Raw genomic sequence first — 16403 nt, 5'->3', positions numbered from 1 at the left:
CGATGTCACGTCACCGGCCCGATGTCACGTCACCGGGCCGGCCGTAATCAGCGGATGTCGTCGGGGACGAACGCCTCGAAGATGTGGTGGTCGAAGAACTGGTCGCAGTCGGCGAGCTCGGCGCTGGAACGCACCGTCCACGAGACGGTGATCGCGCCCATCGCGCGCGCGATGCGGACCTGCGGCGAGGAACCGCCCGTCCAGTCGTAGGCGATGAAATCGGGGCGGGACAGCCAGTCGAAGGCGAGCAGGCCGGCGGCCCACTCGGCCGGGCCGTTCTTGCCGAGCGATGCGGGCCAGCTCAGCTGACCGCGGCAGACGTCCGGGTGATGCTCCTTGTACCAGTTGACGGCGCCGGGGTGGAAGGATTCGATCACGTACGGGCCGTCATACGCCTCGAGCAGGGCGTGGCCCTTCTCCATCAGCTCCTCCTCGCGCTCGCCCCACGCGCGATTGTCGGAGAACTTGTATTCGACGATGAGCGGCGCGCGGCCGGCGACGACCTTGAGCACGTCGGAGAACAGCGGCACATGCTGGTAGTAGCCGGCGGGCGCGGCAGGCGGCGTGACGACCAGCGGCACCGACTCCTCGGCGCCCGGCAGCGGGACGGCCTTGAGGTCGCCCGGCTTGGAGCCGCGGGATGCGGGGAACAGCGGGATGCGCGTGAGCTCGTCATAGGTGAGGTCCTCGATGCGGCGGGGATCGCCGGCCACACGGAGCAGATCGGCGTCGTGGACGACCACGACCTGGCCGTCGAGCGTCAACTGGAGGTCGAGCTCGATGCCGTAGCCGGCCTCGCAGGCGGCGGCGAACGCGGCGAGCGAGTTCTCGGGGGCGATCGGGCCGTTCGTCTCCGGCGTGCCGTAGCCGGCCTTCATCGCCATGCGGCGGGCGAGCGCCACATAGTCGGCGTTCTCGGCGATCGACGCGTCGGCGGTGTCCGCCTGGGCGCTGACCGGGTTGTCGCCACCGTAATCGGGGATGTCGGTGACGCCGACCAGACCGGAACCGGCGTCGTGCAGGCCGCGGTGCGCATACCAGACGTCGGGGATGACGGGCACGAAGTTGCGGCGCTTGTCGTTGAACGAACGAGGGGCGACTGCCCACGCGGCCGCGCCGGCGAGCGCGACGCCGCCGATCAGCGCGTTCCTGAGGAATTTCGACATGACGTTCTTTGATCCTTCCGTAGCGCGGGGTGGCGGTCGGGCGCGACGCCCCGCAATGTTGGTTAACAGATTACCGCCGCGGGGCCGCGCGAAGGTAACGGAGTCTTACGAACATTGGGTGAATTTCGCCGGATTGAGGCGGAGGTGGACTGAGGCGGAGACGGACCGCGGATGACGCGGGTATACCCTAGAGGGCATGACAGGACGATTCGCGCCGACCCCTTCCGGGCGCATGCACATCGGGAACATCACCGCGATGCTCGCGGCGTGGTTGGATGGCCGCGCGGGGTGCGCTGCGGGGATGCGCGGCCGGATGCTGCTGCGCATCGAGGATATCGACACCCCTCGCGTGCTGCCGGACGCGGACCGCTGGATCATGGATGATCTGGCCTGGCTCGGGCTTGATTGGGACGGCGAACCCGTGTACCAGTCGCGGCGGCTCGATGTGTATGAGGAGGCGCTTGCGGCGTTACGGGGTATGGAGGTTTCGTCGTCGGCCGTATCCGGTTTCGGTAATGGCAATGACGACCGCGGCAGTGACGACCGCGAAAAGCGTCTCCCCCGTCCTCTGGTCTACCCGTGCTTCTGCTCGCGTGCGGACATCCGCGCCGCTTCCGCGCCGCAGGAAGGCGATGGGTTTCAGATCTATCCGGGCACCTGCCGGCGGCTGATGCGCGATCACCCCGAGACCGTTGCGGCGAGGCTCGCGCATGGCGATCGGCATTCCCTGCGCATTGCGATGCCAGAGGCGGATCGTGGTGTTGTCGGCGGTACCACTGCTGGCGGCACCACTGTCAGCAGCACTGTCGGCAGCACCGTCAGCTTTGTGGATGAGATCTTCGGGCCGCAGACCTATGATCTCGCGCGAGAGATCGGCGACTCGGTGATTCGCCGGTCCGATGGGCTGTTCGCGTACCAGTTCGTCGTCACCGTGGATGATCTGCTGATGGGCGTCGACTCCATCGTGCGCGGGCGCGACCTGCTGCGGTCCACCGCGTTGCAGATCTACATCCGCGAGTGTCTGGCCGAGGCACCGACGCATATGCGCTACACGCACATCCCGCTGATCGACAACGCGGCCGGGCGTCGCCTCGCCAAACGCGAGCGGTCGCTCGATATGGGGGCGCTGCGCTCGCGCGGGGTCACCGCTGAGGAGGTCATCGGCTGCTGTGCGTGGCTGCTGCGGCTCATCGACCGGCCGGAGCCGTGTGCACCGGCCGATCTGCTGCCGATGTTCGCCGAGCATGGGTGGGACCGGCTGCGTAAGGACCACTCCGATCGGGCGCTCAAGCCGGACGATCCGGCGATGCCGAGGTGGCTGGTTGAAGCGTTGGGTGAATAGGAGGGAAGTTGACCTCGCCAATCGCCTGATGGTTTTCTCTCCCCCAGTCAGCTTCGCTGACAGCCCCCTCGTCAGAGGGTGCCAAAAACAGATCTTCCAACGAACAGCAAAAGGCCCGGTGCGCGGGATTGCGCATCGGGCCTTGCGAGTGACGGCCGCGGGTTAGGTTCAGGGCAGCGCGGTTGCTGCGCACTGACTCGCGGTCGTCACGAATCGTGATATCGCCTGAGATGGACTATCTCAGTCGTCGGTCTTGACGCTGTCGACGGAGACGTCGGGGTCGTCGGACGGGGTGCCGTGGCCGCCGGAGAGCGGGTCCTCCGGCATCGCGGTGAGCTCAAGGTGCTCGCCGCCGGTCTGGTCGACGAGCACGGTGTCGCCGTCGTGGACCTTGCCGGCCAGCAGCATGCGGGCCAGCTGATCGCCGACCTCGGTCTGGACCAGACGACGCAGCGGACGCGCACCGTAGGCCGGATCGTAGCCCATATTGGCGAGCCATTCGCGTGCGGCGCTAGTCACGTCGAGCGTAATGCGGCGATCGGTGAGGCGCTGGGCGACCGAGTGCACCTGAATGTCGACGATGCCGCCAAGCTCCTCGCGGGTGAGCGGGTGGAACATCACGATGTCGTCGAGACGGTTCAGGAACTCCGGCTTGAAGTTCATGTGCACGGCGTTCATCACGGCGTTCTTCTTCTGGTCGGCGTCCATATCCTCGTTGACGAGGAACTGGGAGCCGAGGTTCGATGTCATGATGAGGATCGTGTTCTTGAAGTCCACGGTCCTGCCTTGGCCGTCGGTCAGACGGCCGTCGTCGAGCACCTGCAGCAGCACGTCGAAGATCTCCGGATTCGCCTTCTCGACCTCGTCGAACAGCACGACGGAGTACGGGCGACGACGCACGGCCTCGGTGAGCTGGCCGCCCTGCTCGTAGCCGACATAGCCGGGGGCCGCGCCGATCAGACGGGACACGGACGCCTTCTCCATGTACTCGGACATGTCGATGCGCACCATCGCCTTCTCGTCGTCGAACAGGAAGTCGGCGAGCGCCTTCGCGAGTTCGGTCTTGCCCACGCCGGTGGGTCCCAGGAACAGGAACGAGCCGGTCGGGCGGTTCGGGTCGGAGATGCCGGCACGCGAACGACGCACGGCGTCGGACACGGCGGTGATGGCCTCCTTCTGGCCGATCACGCGCTTGCCGAGGTAGTCCTCCATGTGCAGGAGCTTCTCGTTCTCGCCCTGCATCAGGCGGCCGACGGGGATGCCGGTCCAGTCGGAGACAATCTCAGCGACGGAATCGGCGTCGACGTGGTCAGGGACCATCGGCTCGGGCTTGTTCTGGCCGTCCTCGGTGGACTCGGCGTCGGCCTTCTCGGCGGCGGCGAGCTGCTTCTGGATGGCCGGCATCTCACCGTACAGGATGCGGCTGGCCTCGGCGAGGTTGCCCTCGCGGGTGAACTTGTCGGCCTGCACGCGCAGGGCGTCGAGCTTGGCGCGCAGATCGCCGACCTTGTTGTGGCCGGCCTTCTCTGCGTCCCAGCGGGCCTTCAACCCCGAGAGCTTCTCGCGGGCGTCGGCCATTTCGGCCTGCAGCTTCTCCAAGCGCTCCTTGGAGGCCGGGTCCTCGGCCTTCTTGAGCTGCATCTCCTCCATCTCGTAGCGCGTGACCTTGCGCTGCAGCTCATCGATCTCCTCCGGGGAGGAATCGAGCTCCATACGCAGGTGCGCGGCGGCCTCGTCGACCAGATCGATGGCCTTGTCCGGCAGCTGACGGCCGGAGATGTACCGGTTGGACAGCGTCGCGGCGGCGACGAGCGCGTCATCGCCGATCGTGACCTTGTGGTGAGCCTCGTAGCGCTGCTTCAGGCCACGCAGGATCGCGATCGTGTCCTCCACGCTCGGCTCGCCGACGAACACCTGCTGGAAACGACGCTCCAGCGCCGGGTCCTTCTCGATGTTCTCACGGTACTCGTCCAGCGTGGTCGCGCCGATCAGACGCAGTTCGCCGCGGGCGAGCATCGGCTTGAGCATGTTGCCGGCGTCCATCGAGCCTTCGGCCGCGCCGGCACCGACGATCGTGTGGATCTCGTCGATGAACGTGATGATCTGGCCGTTCGCGCCCTTGATCTCGTTGAGGACGCTCTTCAAGCGTTCCTCGAACTCGCCACGGTACTTCGAACCGGCCACCATCGAACCCAGATCGAGGCTGATGAGCTTCTTGCCCTGCAGCGTGGTCGGCACGTCGCCGGCGACGATGCGCTGGGCGAGGCCCTCGACGACGGCGGTCTTGCCGACGCCGGGCTCGCCGATCAGCACCGGGTTGTTCTTCGTACGACGGCTCAGTATCTGGATGACGCGGCGGATCTCCTGATCACGGCCGATCACCGGGTCGAGCTTGCCCTCCTTCGCGGCGGCGGTCAGGTCGGTGGAATACTTCTCCAGAGCCTTGTAGCTGCCCTCCGCGTCAGGGCTGGTGACCTTGGCGCCGCCGCGCACCTGCGGCACGGCCTTGCGCAGCGCCTCCGGGGTGACGCCGTACTTCTTGAGGATGTCGGCCGACTGGTTCGGCGCGCTTGCGGCGATGCCGATGAGCAGATGCTCGGTGGAGACGTATTCGTCCCCCATCTGCTGCATCTCCTTCTCGGCCTGCGCGAGCGCGGCGGTCAGCTGACGGCTGGCCTGCGGCTGCGAGGTGGTCGAGCCGGACGCGCTCGGCAGGGCGACCAGCGCGTTGCGCACGGCCGCGCCGATGGTCTGCGGGTCGCCGCCCGCCGCCTGAATGAGACCACGCACGACGCCCTGCTCCTGACGCAGCAGCGCATCGACGACGTGCAGGGTCTCGACCTGCGCGTTGCCCGCGGCAGACGCACTCTGGATGGCGTCCCCGATGGCCTCCTGAGCCATGGTGGTGAACTTCTGTTCCATACTGTCCTCCAAGTCTTCTGTCGCCCGCTATGCGGCGGGCGTTTCTGTCATGTTCTGACAAGCTCAACAGACCCAGAGGCCATTCTATTCCCGAAAGTTGAGCGGAAGCGGCTCAAGTTTTTGATTTCGAGATGGGCGGGGAGGCATACGCTTTCTGACTCATTTACTGCATCATCACCGGTTTTCTGCCTCATTTTGGTAGCATATGATGCAGAAAACAATTGATGAGGCAGCAAAGGAGGCAGCTTCGTGAGGGAATTCGACTACGTCACAGCGTCCACATCACTGCTCACTCCACGCACCACCGGCCTGTTGACCGCCATCCATGAAGCCAAGGGACGACACACCGCCCACACCGCGATTCATCCGGATTTTCTGGAGACCCTGGTCGCGGTCGCGCGCATCCAGAGCACGGACGCCTCCAATCGCATCGAAGGCATCGCCACCAGCGACAGACGCCTCAACGCGCTTGTCGAGGAGAAGACCACTCCGCGCAATCGTGACGAAGAGGAGATCGCGGGATACCGAGATGTGCTCGCCACCATCCACGACAGTCATGACTACATACCGCCCACACCGAACGTCATCCTGCAGCTGCATCGCGACCTGTTCCGCCACACACCCTTGGCATTCGGCGGACGATTCAAGGACGGGGACAACAACATCATCGAGCGCGATGCGAACGGAGAACGCAAAGTGCGATTCGCACCACCGTCGGCGTTGATCACGCCGGAACTCGTCGAAGGCGTCTGCAGTGCGTATTCCGAAGCAATCCGCGACGGGAACACCGATCCGCTGCTGGCAATCGCCATGTTCGTGTTCGACTTCACCTGCATCCACCCGTTCAACGACGGCAACGGGCGCATGAGCAGGCTGCTGACGCTGCTGCTCCTGTACCGCAACGGGTACGATGTCGGCAAATACATCAGCATCGAACATCTCATCGAACGCAGCAAAGACACCTATTATGAGGCGCTGGCGGCGAGCACGGTTGGATGGAACGACGGAACGAACGACTACGCGCCGTTCGTAAACTATATGCTCGGCGTGATTCTGGCGGCGTACCGAGAACTTGATGAACGCATGGGCACGCTGTCCACGGCGGCCGCGGCTGGACACGTTGCCGGAAATGCGACCGGCGGACGAGGAGCACGCAAGGCAACCAAGGAGGAACGCATCGCGGCCCTGTTCGACCGGGAGCTGGCGCCGCTGTCCAAAGCGGACATCCTCGCCCGCATGCCGGATATCAGCGCCACCACCGTCGAGCGAGCACTCAAGACCCTGCAGGACGATGGCAGGATCGAGAAGATCGGCGCCGGCCGCGCCACCCGGTATGTGGCGCGGCGGTGACAGGCGGCAGCGCAGGAGACGCCGATATACACATGCATCGATCCGGCATCACGAGATCGGATTGGACAGGTATTTGCCGTAGACCCGCTGCAGGTGGATGGTCAGATACATCATTTCGTTGTCCGGAACCTCGAACCCGTAGTTCTGGCTGATGTATGCGGCGATGCGCTCGGCCGCGCGGAACGCCTGTGCATATTGCACACGGATGAGTTCGAATAGCTGACGATCCCGAAGCTCTTCAGCGTGTTGACTTCCAGACACCACACGCATTGCAAAGAACTTCAGATGGACCATCATGCGGTAGTAGTCCAACGAATCCGGATCGATTTCAACATGAAACAGGTTCCTCACCAACGCATTGATCTCCTGCACCATCTGCGTGGCCTGAAACGTCTGCCCCATGCTGCTGCCGGTGTTCGCGTTCACCAGATGCAACGCGATGAACGCGGCCTCATCCTCCGGCAATTCCACGGCGAAACGTGCATTCAGATAGCTCACGGCCTCACGAGCGACCTCGAACTCCTCACGGTAGATCATCTTCGTTTCCACAAGCAGACGGTTGCGGATGACGACGCCCTTGCGGCAACGCTCCACAGCGAAATGCACATGATCCGTCAACGCCAGATACAGGTTGTCATCCAATTCATGTCCCAACCGCATCTTCGCATTGGCGATGATCGATTGCACGGCCTCGAAGTATTCTTCGGGAATATCCCCCACCATTTCGGAGAAGCGTTTGGACAGATCCGGCACACCTTGCGTGAAGAGCCTTTCGATCTTCGACTCGTCGATATCGTCACCGTGCTTCTTGCCGAAGGCAACACCGCATCCCATGACGATGACATCCTGCCCACGATCATTGACAGCGACGGCGATGTTGTTATTCAAAACCTTGGCGATTTTCACAATGCTTCCTCGCGCTTTCCTACCTCGCACCGAGATATCGATGCCCTTCGCGACGCTTTCGGTATTGCCCGCCTCCCGCCGACGCACCATTGCCGTTCGAGCGCCGGGGCGGTAACAATCCTCATCAAGCATTGCTTGCTTATCTTATTTGTCCAACTGCAAGAATAATGATTCCCGACCTCCTGTGTCAACGCACGCGCACGTCGCGACACGCCCATTCGACAGCATGCCTGCGCGCATGTATCTTGTCTCGTGACAAGCGTCGTTGCTTGATGAGGATTGTTACCGCCTGCGCGGGCAATACCGAAAGCAGTGTCAGGGATTGCCTTCGGTATGCCGCGCATTTTTTGTTTACCGCCGAGTACAGGACTCCGGTCAACAGCATTACGTGGCCCACCGCAGGGGATTCCACCATCCAACTGCGAAAGGAACCAACGATGGAAACCCAGCAACTCGCCGCACGCATCATCGAAGATGTCGGCGGGAAAGACAACATCCGCGAAGTCTTCCACTGCGTCACCAGACTGCGCTTCTACGTCAATGACCTCACCAAGGTCGATCAGGCGAAGCTCAAGTCCCTCAAGGGTGTACTTGGCGTGGTCAACCAGACCGGACAATTGCAGATCATCATCGGCAATGAGGTCGATACGGTCTGTTCAGCAGTGCAAAGCCAACTCGGTATGGCCGTTACCGGCACCGCAATGGGCGGCAGCGACACCTCCGTCCCCACGCAAGACACAGACTCCAAGACCAAACTTGATGGCGACGTCAAGGCGAACAAGCAGAAGATGAAGAAATTCCGCGTCGGCGGCATCTTCGAGACCATCTCCGCGATCATCCTGCCCATCATCCCCGCCCTCGCCGGTACCGGTATCCTCAAGGGGCTGGTTTCGATCATGACCAGTTACATGGGGTTTGCCGCCGATTCCGATCTGATCAAGATGCTCACCATCTGTTCGGACGTGGTCTTCTACTTCCTGCCGTTCTTCATCGCATGGTCCGCGGCGAAACGCTTCAAGACCGACACCGCCATGGCCCTGGTACTCGCAGGATTCATGCTGTACCCGACAATGACCGCGGGGCTGGCCGAGAACGCCGACCCGATGCACCTGTTCGGCCTGCCAATCCCGTTCGTCAAATACGCATCGAGCTCGATCCCGATCATCCTGTCGGTATGGGCGCTGAAATACGTATATGCATTCGTTGACAAGTGGATGCCTAAACCGCTGCGATTGGTGTTCACGCCGCTGATCGTCGCACTGATCATGTGCCCCATCACACTCGGAGTCACCGGCCCCATCGCCAACTACCTGTCCATCGGCATCGCATGGCTGTTCAAGTCGCTGTTCACGGTTTCCCCCCTGCTTGCAGGCCTCGTCATCGGAGCGACCCGCTCCCTGCTGGTATTCACCGGTATGCATCTGTCTTTGGGCGCCGTCATCATGCAGAACCTCGCCCAGTACGGCACGGATCCGATCCTGCCGGTCAACACGATGGGCACCCTTGCTATCGTCGGCAGCTGCTTTGGTGTATGGGTCTGCGCGAAGAAGCGTGAGAACAAGGAGATCGGCATGTCCACTTTCATCTCCTCGTTCATCGGCATCACCGAACCCGGCATCTACGGCGTGCTCATGGTATTCCGTAACGCGTTGATCGCCGACATCATCGCCGGCGGCGTGGCTGGAGCCTTCGTCGCCTACTTCGGCGGCACCACCAATGCCTATGTCAACTCCTGCATCCTGTCGCTGCCGGTGTTCGTCGGCCCAGGATTCGTGTACGTGTGCATCGGCATGGGCATCGCATTCGCGCTCGGAGCCGGATTGACCATCCTGTTCGGTATCGACGAGGGTGATGGAGCGCGCGTCGACTTCGGAAATTGGTTTGGCAAGAACAAGAAAAAGAATAACAACCCTCTCGCTGCCGCCGCAGCCACAGCCCCCGTCACCATCACGGATAAGACGACTGAGCCCAACACTCCCACGCATACACCCAGCGCCACCACCGTCATCACCGTCACCAGCCCGATGACCGGCGAGATCATTCCGCTGGAACAAGTCGAGGATAAGGTTTTCTCTTCCGGCACACTCGGCAAAGGCGTAGCGATCAAACCGACCGAGGGACTGGTCACCGCCCCGTTCGACGGCACCGTCTCCGCGATCTACCCCTCCAAGCACGCCGTCGGTATCACATCCGACACCGGCGTCGACCTGCTGGTTCACATCGGCATCGACACGGTTCAGCTCGCCGGAGCCGGATTCACCACGAAGGTGCAACAGGGACAGCACGTGACCGTCGGACAACCACTCGTGGAATTCGACATCGCCGCCATTCAACAGGCCGGATACTCCACCACAACCCCCGTGCTGATCACCAATTCGTCCGATTGGACCGATGTGTTCCCTCTGGCCGAATCAGGTTCCACGACCCGAGGAGAAGCCCTCCTGAAAATCCTCAAGTGATCCAGTGGCCGTTACACACCCGGCCAGCAATATAACCACAATCCACTGCAACCTACAACAACATCAAGGAGCATTACCATGTACGTCAACGAAGCACCGTTGCACTTCCCGAATGGATTCATGTGGGGAGGCGCCGTCGCCGCCAATCAAGTCGAAGGAGCCTGGAACGAGGACGGCAAAGGCATGACCATCGAGGACTGCCTGCCCTACCGCAATATCGGAGTATCCGATTTCACTAAACAGTTCGCCTTCTCCAGCAAGGACCTCGACGAAGCATTGAAGGCCGGCCCCGAAGCCAACTACCCCAAGCGTCGTGGCATCGACTTCTACCATCACTACAAGGAAGACATCGCGATGATGGCGGAAATGGGGTTCAAGGTCTTCCGTATGTCCATTAGCTGGGCGCGAATCTTCACCGATCCGCGCGACCCGGAGCCGAACGAAGCGGGCATCGCCTTCTATGAGGACGTGTTCAAGGAATGCCGCCGTCACGGCATCGAACCGATGGTCACCCTATCTCACTATGACCCGCCGCTGACTCTTATCACCGAATACCGCGGCTGGTACTCGCGCGAATGCATCGATCTGTTCATCAAGTACGCGAAGGTCTGCTTCGAACGCTTCGGCAAGTACGTCAAGTACTGGCTGACATTCAACGAAGTCGACGCCATGCTGAGGCACCCGGTCACCTCCGGCGGCCTGATCGAAGACAGATTCCCGGGCCTGAACTTCGAAGAGGTCATGTATCAGGCGATGCACCATCAGATGGTCGCGAGCGCGAAGGCCGTCGAACTTGGCCATCGGATGTGTCCAGACTCGCAGATCGGATGCATGATGACCAAACTGTGCTTCTACCCGTTCACCTGCAAGCCGGAAGACAACCTCGCCACCCAACAGCGCATGCGAAGCATCTACCGTTATGTCGATATCCAAGTGTTCGGGGAATATCCGCGCTACCTGCTTGCCGAAATCAAGCGCAAGGGGCTGCATGTGGAGACAAGGCCCGAAGATGAGGCCACCCTCAAGGCGGGCACGGTCGATTTCGTCACCTTCTCCTACTACATGACCAGCTGCATGGCCGCTTCCACGGAAGGGCTCGACATGGCCCCCGGCAACACTGTCAACGGCGTGAAGAACCCCTACCTGCCATCCAGCGAATGGGGCTGGCAAACCGATCCGACCGGCCTGCGCATCTCGCTGGTCGAGCTGTACGACCGTTACCGCAAACCGTTGTTCATCGTCGAGAACGGTCTCGGTGCGAAGGATGTGTTGTCTGAGGACGGGCATGTGCACGATCCGTATCGCATCGAATATCTGCGCGACCACGTGCGGGCGATGAGCGACGCCATCAACTTGGATGGCGTGGATCTGATCGGCTACACTTGGTGGGGTTGCATCGATCTCGTTTCGGAAAGCACTCGTCAGATGTCGAAACGCTACGGGTTCATCTACGTGGATCTGGATGACGACGGCAATGGTACGATGAAGCGCATCCGCAAGGACAGTTTCGACTACTACGGCAAGGTCATCGCATCGAACGGGACCGAGTTGGAGTGACGCAGCGATGAGTGAGCCGGAGCCTGCATGAGCCCCGGCTCTCTCTTCTTTGCCAGATGATTGTCGCAACACGCTCGCATCGGTCTTTTCGTTACGTTGTGACGAGAATCCTTGTCACAACACGACGAAACCGGGCGGAATCGCACGTTGTGACAGGAACCAGCCGAGAACGGCCGCGAACGACCATGAACCGGTAATGCAAAAGGGCAGAATTCCGCCATTCCTCTCGCCCTGAATCGAGCGCTTGACCGGGAAGAACGGACGACGGTTGTCACAACGTGCAGAAATCACACGGAATCGCACGTTGTGACAACCCAACGTGTACACAACGCGCGAAAAACGCGATATTCGACACGTTATGGCACGGGGACGGCCGCGGCGAGTCACGCCGCTACGCGCGGACGATCACGTTGCGCAGGTCGCCGATGCCTTCGACGTGGACGATGGTCTCGTCGCCGGGATCGAGGTGACCGGAGGCGTTCGGCGTGCCGGTCATGATGACGTCGCCGGGCAGCAGCGTCGAGAACGAGGAGATCGCGGCGATCTGCTCGGGGATGCCGTGCACGAGGTTGGCGGTGGTGCCGGAGGCCATCGGCACGTCCTCGCCGTTGAGCGTGAACGAGATCTTCGCGTCACGCCAGTTGAGGTCGTCGCGTCCGACGATCCACGGGCCGAGCGGACAGGAGGTGTCGAAGCCCTTGGCCCGGGTCCACGTCGGGTCGAGGCCCTGCAGGTCGCGCAGGGTGACGTCGTTGACGCAGGTGAAACCGAGCACGTAGTCCATCGCCTTCTCGACGGGCACGTTCTTGGCGATGCGTCCGATGACGACGGCGACCTCGGGCTCGAAGTTCATGTCCTTCGAGCACTCCGGGTAGACGATCGGGTCGTCGGGGCCGATCACCGAGGTGGACGGCTTGGTGAAGATGACCATGTCCTCCGGCGCGTGGCCGATCTCGGAGTGTCCGGCCTCGTGCATGAACTGCGCGTGGGCCTCGTAGTTCTTGGCCAGGCCGTAGACCTTGGACGGGATGACCGGGGACAGCAGTCGCAGACCGTCCATGTCAAGCGGGTAGCGGTTGCCGGTGGGCGTGACCTGGCCGCCCAGCAGCGGGTGGCCGTCGAGTTCGACGAGGTAGTCCTTGCCGTCCGACTCGTCCGTCTGGACGAAGGCGTAGCGCGGCGAATCATTCAAAGAAAAGCGTGCGATTCTCATACGCCCAGTCTAGACCCGCTTGGCGTCGTCCGCCCGACTCTGATTCTCGGGACTTTGTCCCGACGCCTTACCGCCTCGTTGCCGCGCCGGGAGACATTGCGGGCGACTTCGGAGTAACCCGCCATTGAAAAGGCGCCTCAGGGCGTCTCAGAGAGTCTCAGAGAGTCTCAGAGAGTCTCAGAGAGTCTCAGAGAGTCTCAGAGAGTCTCAGAGAGTCTCAGCGCGACAAATTCCCGAAATCAGGCCACAGTTCCCGAATTTGTTGCGCTGAGCCGGAGTCAGTGCAACAAATTCAGGAATTCAAGGGTGATTTCGGGAAATTGTTGCGCTGGGATCAGTTGCGCTGGGCGGTTGCGCTGGGATCATCGTGAGCCCATTGACCGGACCGAACGGATAGCCACAGATCAGAACGGATAGCCACGGGTCACAGGGCGGCGTAGGTGTCGGCGATGATCGCGTCGATCGCGGCGGTGCGGGCGGCCTCGGAACCGGGGACTGCCGCGCGGACGCGGGCGGCGGCGGAATCGGCGGCAGACGTCGCTTCGGCGTCGTCGTAGTAGCCGTAGTCGGTGTCCTCGTAGTCGTAACCGTGGCCGTAACTGTCGTGGTACGTCGCGTCGAAGGCGCCCGCAGCGGCCGCCGCCGCGAAGATCACGATGATGACGATCACGAACAGCATCTGCACGACGCTGATGACGATGCCGGCGATCGCGAGTCCGCGGCCCTTCTCGCCGGTGCGCTTGATCTGCCTCAATCCGATGATGCTCAGGATCAGGCCGGCGATCGCGACGAAGAACGACAACGCGAAGCCCACGACGGCCATCACGTTCCAACCCGGGTTTTGCGGCGCCGGGTAGCCGTAGCCCGGCTGGGAGTAGCCTGGCTGGCCATAACCGGGCTGGCCATAACCCGACTGCGTGTAGTCGTAGCCCGGCTGGGGCTGGACGTACGGGTTCTGGCTCTGGCCGTACTGCTCATATGGCTGCTCATACGGCTGACCGTACGCCGGCTGGACCGGCTGGGCGTACGGGTTCTGCGGGGTCTGTCCATATGCAGTCTGACCGTTCTGGCCGTTCTGCGCGGTCGCGGGAGTCCCGTAGCCGTAGGGCTGCTCGCCGTAGCCGGCACCGTTCTCCTGCTGGGGCTGGGGCGCGTATCCGGCGGGCTGAGACGGCGCGGCATACGGGTTGTTCTGCCCGTACTCCGGCTGGGCCGGTTGGCCGTACAATGCGGAATCACCCTGCGGCTCATACGCCGGATTGACGGGCGATGCGGGCGAAGGATTGAACGGGTTCTCAGCCGGCGCACCAGCCTCCGACTGGAACGGCGCGGTATCCGGGTTCTGCCCGTACTCCGGCTGGAAGGACGGCGGCTGAGTCTGCGGCTCGTTCAGACCGTCACGATCGCCCGGAGTGTTCGGACCGCCCTGCTCATTCTGCGGAACCGGATCGCCCGAACCGTACAGCTGGCGCGCATCCGGCTGCTGCGATTGAGGCTGCTGCGCGTTCGGCTCCTCGGGATTGGTGGAAAACGGATTGGTCATGGCGCCCTCCTCGTCGACACGTCACACATCACACGTCACACATCACCGACGACATTGGTGAATGTATCCCCAGCTTACCGCGAACGCGCGTGGATGGAAGGCTTTCCGGCGCATCCGCGACGCATAATGGGATGGGACGCATCGCCCGGGGCAGCGCTCACGGCCGCGCGCCCACGCAAGTCCGGCAACGTCCAGCAACGTCCGGTAACCCGACCAAGGGAGGAACCATGGCAGTCAACGCATCGAAGGTGCTGATCATCGTCAACAACTGGGGCATCGAGGAGACGGAGCTGACCCGTCCGCTGCGCGATCTCAAGGCCGCGGGCGCCGACGTGACGCTCGCCGCGACGACGCTCGACAAGTGCGAGACCGTCGAGCACGACCGTTACGAGGGCGAGACGCTGACGCCCGACGCGAAGCTCTCCGATGTGCAGGCGTCCGACTACGACCTGCTGGTCGTGCCCGGCGGCACCTGCAACGTCGATCGCATCCGTGTGAACGAGGACGCGATCACGCTGGCACAGGAGTTCGCGCATGAAGGCAAGCCGATCGCGGCGATCTGCCACGGCGCCTGGCTGCTGGTCAACGCAGGGCTCATCGAAGGCAAGACCGCGTCGCCGTGCCGCTACATCGCCGCGGACATCGAGAACGCGGGCGGACACTACGTCGACAGCCAGCTCACGGTCGACGACGCGAACGGCTGGAAGCTCATCACCTCGCGCAAGCCCGACGATCTGGACTACTTCGTCGGCGCGATCAAGGATGCGCTCGGCGACTGATTCAGTTCTCGACGTGGAAGTCCGGATCGTGGGGGTATACGTCGATCTCGTCGACGGCGACCCGGTCGACGTGCCCCCATCGCGGCCCGACTTTGAGCTGTGAGATGAACGCGGCGACGGCCGATCGGGACCCTTGCGCCTCGACCTCGACGTCGCCGCTCCACAGGTTGCGCACCCAGCCGGTGACGCCGGCCTTGCGCGCGGCCTGATACGCGAAGTAGCGGTAGCCCACGCCCTGCACGAGTCCGGAGACGGTGGCGTGGATGCGGATGACGTCCTTGCTTCTGTGCGCAGTGACCATGATTCCCCGATCGACCGTCCGGCCCGTCAGATGAACGCGCGAGGCCCGAAGATCGCGGTGCCGACGCGCACGATCGTCGCGCCCTCCTCGATGGCGAGCGCCATGTCGTTCGTCATGCCCATCGACAGCTCCGTGCAGTGCTCGGTGCCGTCGGCGCCCGAGGCGAGGATCTGGTCGCGGGTGCGGCGCAGGTGCGCGAATCCCGCGCGGATCGTGCGCTCGTCGTCGACGTGCGCGCCGATCGTCATAAGGCCCTGCAGTTCCAGCCCTCCCATCGCGCCGATGCGCTTGGCGAGGTCGATCGCGTGGCTCGGCGGGCATCCGGACTTCGATTCCTCGCCCGACTCGTTGACCTCGAGCAGGACGCCGACCGTCATGTCACGCATGACCGCGCGGCGGGCGATCTTCTCGGCGAGTTCGATCGAGTCGACCGATTCGATGGTGTTGACGACGGGCAGCACCTTGCCGATCTTGTTGGACTGCAGCTGGCCGATCAGGTGGAACGGCACGTCTTTGCCGAGCGTGAGACCGCGTTCGAGCAGTCGTTTCGCCAATCCGTCGGCCTTGGCCTGCACCTCCTGCGGCCGGTTCTCGCCGATCAGGCGGATGCCCGCGTCGATCGCGGTGACGATCTCGCCGACGTCACGCGTCTTCGTCGCGGCGAGCAGTTTGACCGACCCGACCTCGCGGCCGGAGTCGACCTCGGCTGAGGCGACGGCGTCCATCGTGCGCCTGACGCCGTCCGCGATCTGACGCGCGCGTTCCTCGTCGATGATGTCGTTCGTCAGATCCTTGTGATCCATGTACGCGGTCATGCTTGCGCTCCCCCGTTATCGGCCCTGTTGACGTGTTTGCTCCCATCGTA

12 protein-coding genes are annotated in these 16403 nt (G+C 62.8%); 5 read left to right on the top strand and 7 right to left on the bottom strand.

What is annotated here, in order from left to right:
• Nucleotides 1–47 precede the first annotated feature (47 nt).
• The gene (locus tag CSQ85_RS05865; RefSeq protein WP_150383282.1) at nucleotides 48–1166 is read right to left on the bottom strand and encodes a glycerophosphodiester phosphodiesterase family protein; all 1119 of its coding nucleotides are present in this window, start codon (nucleotides 1164–1166) and stop codon (nucleotides 48–50) included.
• A gap of 196 nt (nucleotides 1167–1362) precedes the next feature.
• On the opposite strand from CSQ85_RS05865, the gene CSQ85_RS05860 reads away from it, so the two are divergent.
• The gene (locus CSQ85_RS05860; RefSeq protein WP_150383281.1) at nucleotides 1363–2508 is read left to right on the top strand and encodes a glutamyl-Q tRNA(Asp) synthetase; all 1146 of its coding nucleotides are present in this window, start codon (nucleotides 1363–1365) and stop codon (nucleotides 2506–2508) included.
• Nucleotides 2509–2748: 240 nt separating this feature from the next.
• Here CSQ85_RS05860 and clpB read toward each other — a convergent pair whose 3' ends face one another.
• Nucleotides 2749–5430: an ATP-dependent chaperone ClpB gene (clpB, locus tag CSQ85_RS05855; protein ID WP_150383280.1), complete on the bottom strand. Its 2682-nt coding sequence runs from the start codon at nucleotides 5428–5430 to the stop codon at nucleotides 2749–2751.
• Between the two features lie 249 nt (nucleotides 5431–5679).
• Here clpB and CSQ85_RS05850 point away from each other — a divergent pair, with 249 nt between their 5' ends.
• Nucleotides 5680–6780 (top strand): Fic family protein, encoded by a 1101-nt coding sequence (locus CSQ85_RS05850; RefSeq protein ID WP_150383279.1) that lies wholly within the window; start codon nucleotides 5680–5682, stop codon nucleotides 6778–6780.
• Between the two features lie 48 nt (nucleotides 6781–6828).
• Here CSQ85_RS05850 and licT read toward each other — a convergent pair whose 3' ends face one another.
• Nucleotides 6829–7818 carry a BglG family transcription antiterminator LicT gene (gene licT / locus CSQ85_RS05845; RefSeq protein ID WP_150383278.1) on the bottom strand — a complete coding sequence of 330 codons (990 nt, stop codon included), beginning with the start codon at nucleotides 7816–7818 and terminating at the stop codon, nucleotides 6829–6831.
• Between licT and CSQ85_RS05840 the strand changes: the two genes are divergently transcribed.
• Together CSQ85_RS05840 and CSQ85_RS05835 are read left to right on the top strand one after the other, a co-directional pair.
• The gene (locus tag CSQ85_RS05840) at nucleotides 7776–10145 is read left to right on the top strand and encodes a glucose PTS transporter subunit IIA (RefSeq protein WP_317909184.1); all 2370 of its coding nucleotides are present in this window, start codon (nucleotides 7776–7778) and stop codon (nucleotides 10143–10145) included. The genes licT and CSQ85_RS05840 overlap by 43 nt on opposite strands.
• A gap of 78 nt (nucleotides 10146–10223) precedes the next feature.
• Nucleotides 10224–11702, top strand: a complete 1479-nt coding sequence (locus tag CSQ85_RS05835) for a glycoside hydrolase family 1 protein (protein WP_150383277.1) — start codon at nucleotides 10224–10226, stop codon at nucleotides 11700–11702.
• A 391-nt stretch (nucleotides 11703–12093) separates the two neighbouring features.
• Here CSQ85_RS05835 and CSQ85_RS05830 read toward each other — a convergent pair whose 3' ends face one another.
• Both CSQ85_RS05830 and CSQ85_RS13370 read right to left on the bottom strand, forming a co-directional pair.
• Nucleotides 12094–12915: a fumarylacetoacetate hydrolase family protein gene (locus CSQ85_RS05830; RefSeq protein ID WP_150383276.1), complete on the bottom strand. Its 822-nt coding sequence runs from the start codon at nucleotides 12913–12915 to the stop codon at nucleotides 12094–12096.
• Between the two features lie 424 nt (nucleotides 12916–13339).
• Nucleotides 13340–14458 (bottom strand): DUF4190 domain-containing protein, encoded by a 1119-nt coding sequence (locus CSQ85_RS13370; protein ID WP_223846870.1) that lies wholly within the window; start codon nucleotides 14456–14458, stop codon nucleotides 13340–13342.
• A gap of 227 nt (nucleotides 14459–14685) precedes the next feature.
• Here CSQ85_RS13370 and CSQ85_RS05820 point away from each other — a divergent pair, with 227 nt between their 5' ends.
• Nucleotides 14686–15237, top strand: coding sequence for a type 1 glutamine amidotransferase domain-containing protein (locus CSQ85_RS05820; RefSeq protein ID WP_150383275.1), 552 nt, complete (start codon nucleotides 14686–14688; stop codon nucleotides 15235–15237).
• A gap of 1 nt (nucleotide 15238) precedes the next feature.
• Here CSQ85_RS05820 and CSQ85_RS05815 read toward each other — a convergent pair whose 3' ends face one another.
• Entirely contained in the window at nucleotides 15239–15538 is a 300-nt protein-coding gene (locus CSQ85_RS05815) for an acylphosphatase (protein ID WP_150383274.1), read from the bottom strand.
• Nucleotides 15539–15564: 26 nt separating this feature from the next.
• The gene (locus tag CSQ85_RS05810; protein WP_150383273.1) at nucleotides 15565–16353 is read right to left on the bottom strand and encodes a YggS family pyridoxal phosphate-dependent enzyme; all 789 of its coding nucleotides are present in this window, start codon (nucleotides 16351–16353) and stop codon (nucleotides 15565–15567) included.
• Nucleotides 16354–16403 lie beyond the last annotated feature (50 nt).

The sequence above is a fragment of the Bifidobacterium rousetti genome, from assembly GCF_008698235.1.
Classification (GTDB): Bacteria; Actinomycetota; Actinomycetes; order Actinomycetales; family Bifidobacteriaceae; genus Bifidobacterium; species Bifidobacterium rousetti.
This window is presented reverse-complemented; position numbering and strand designations above follow the sequence as displayed.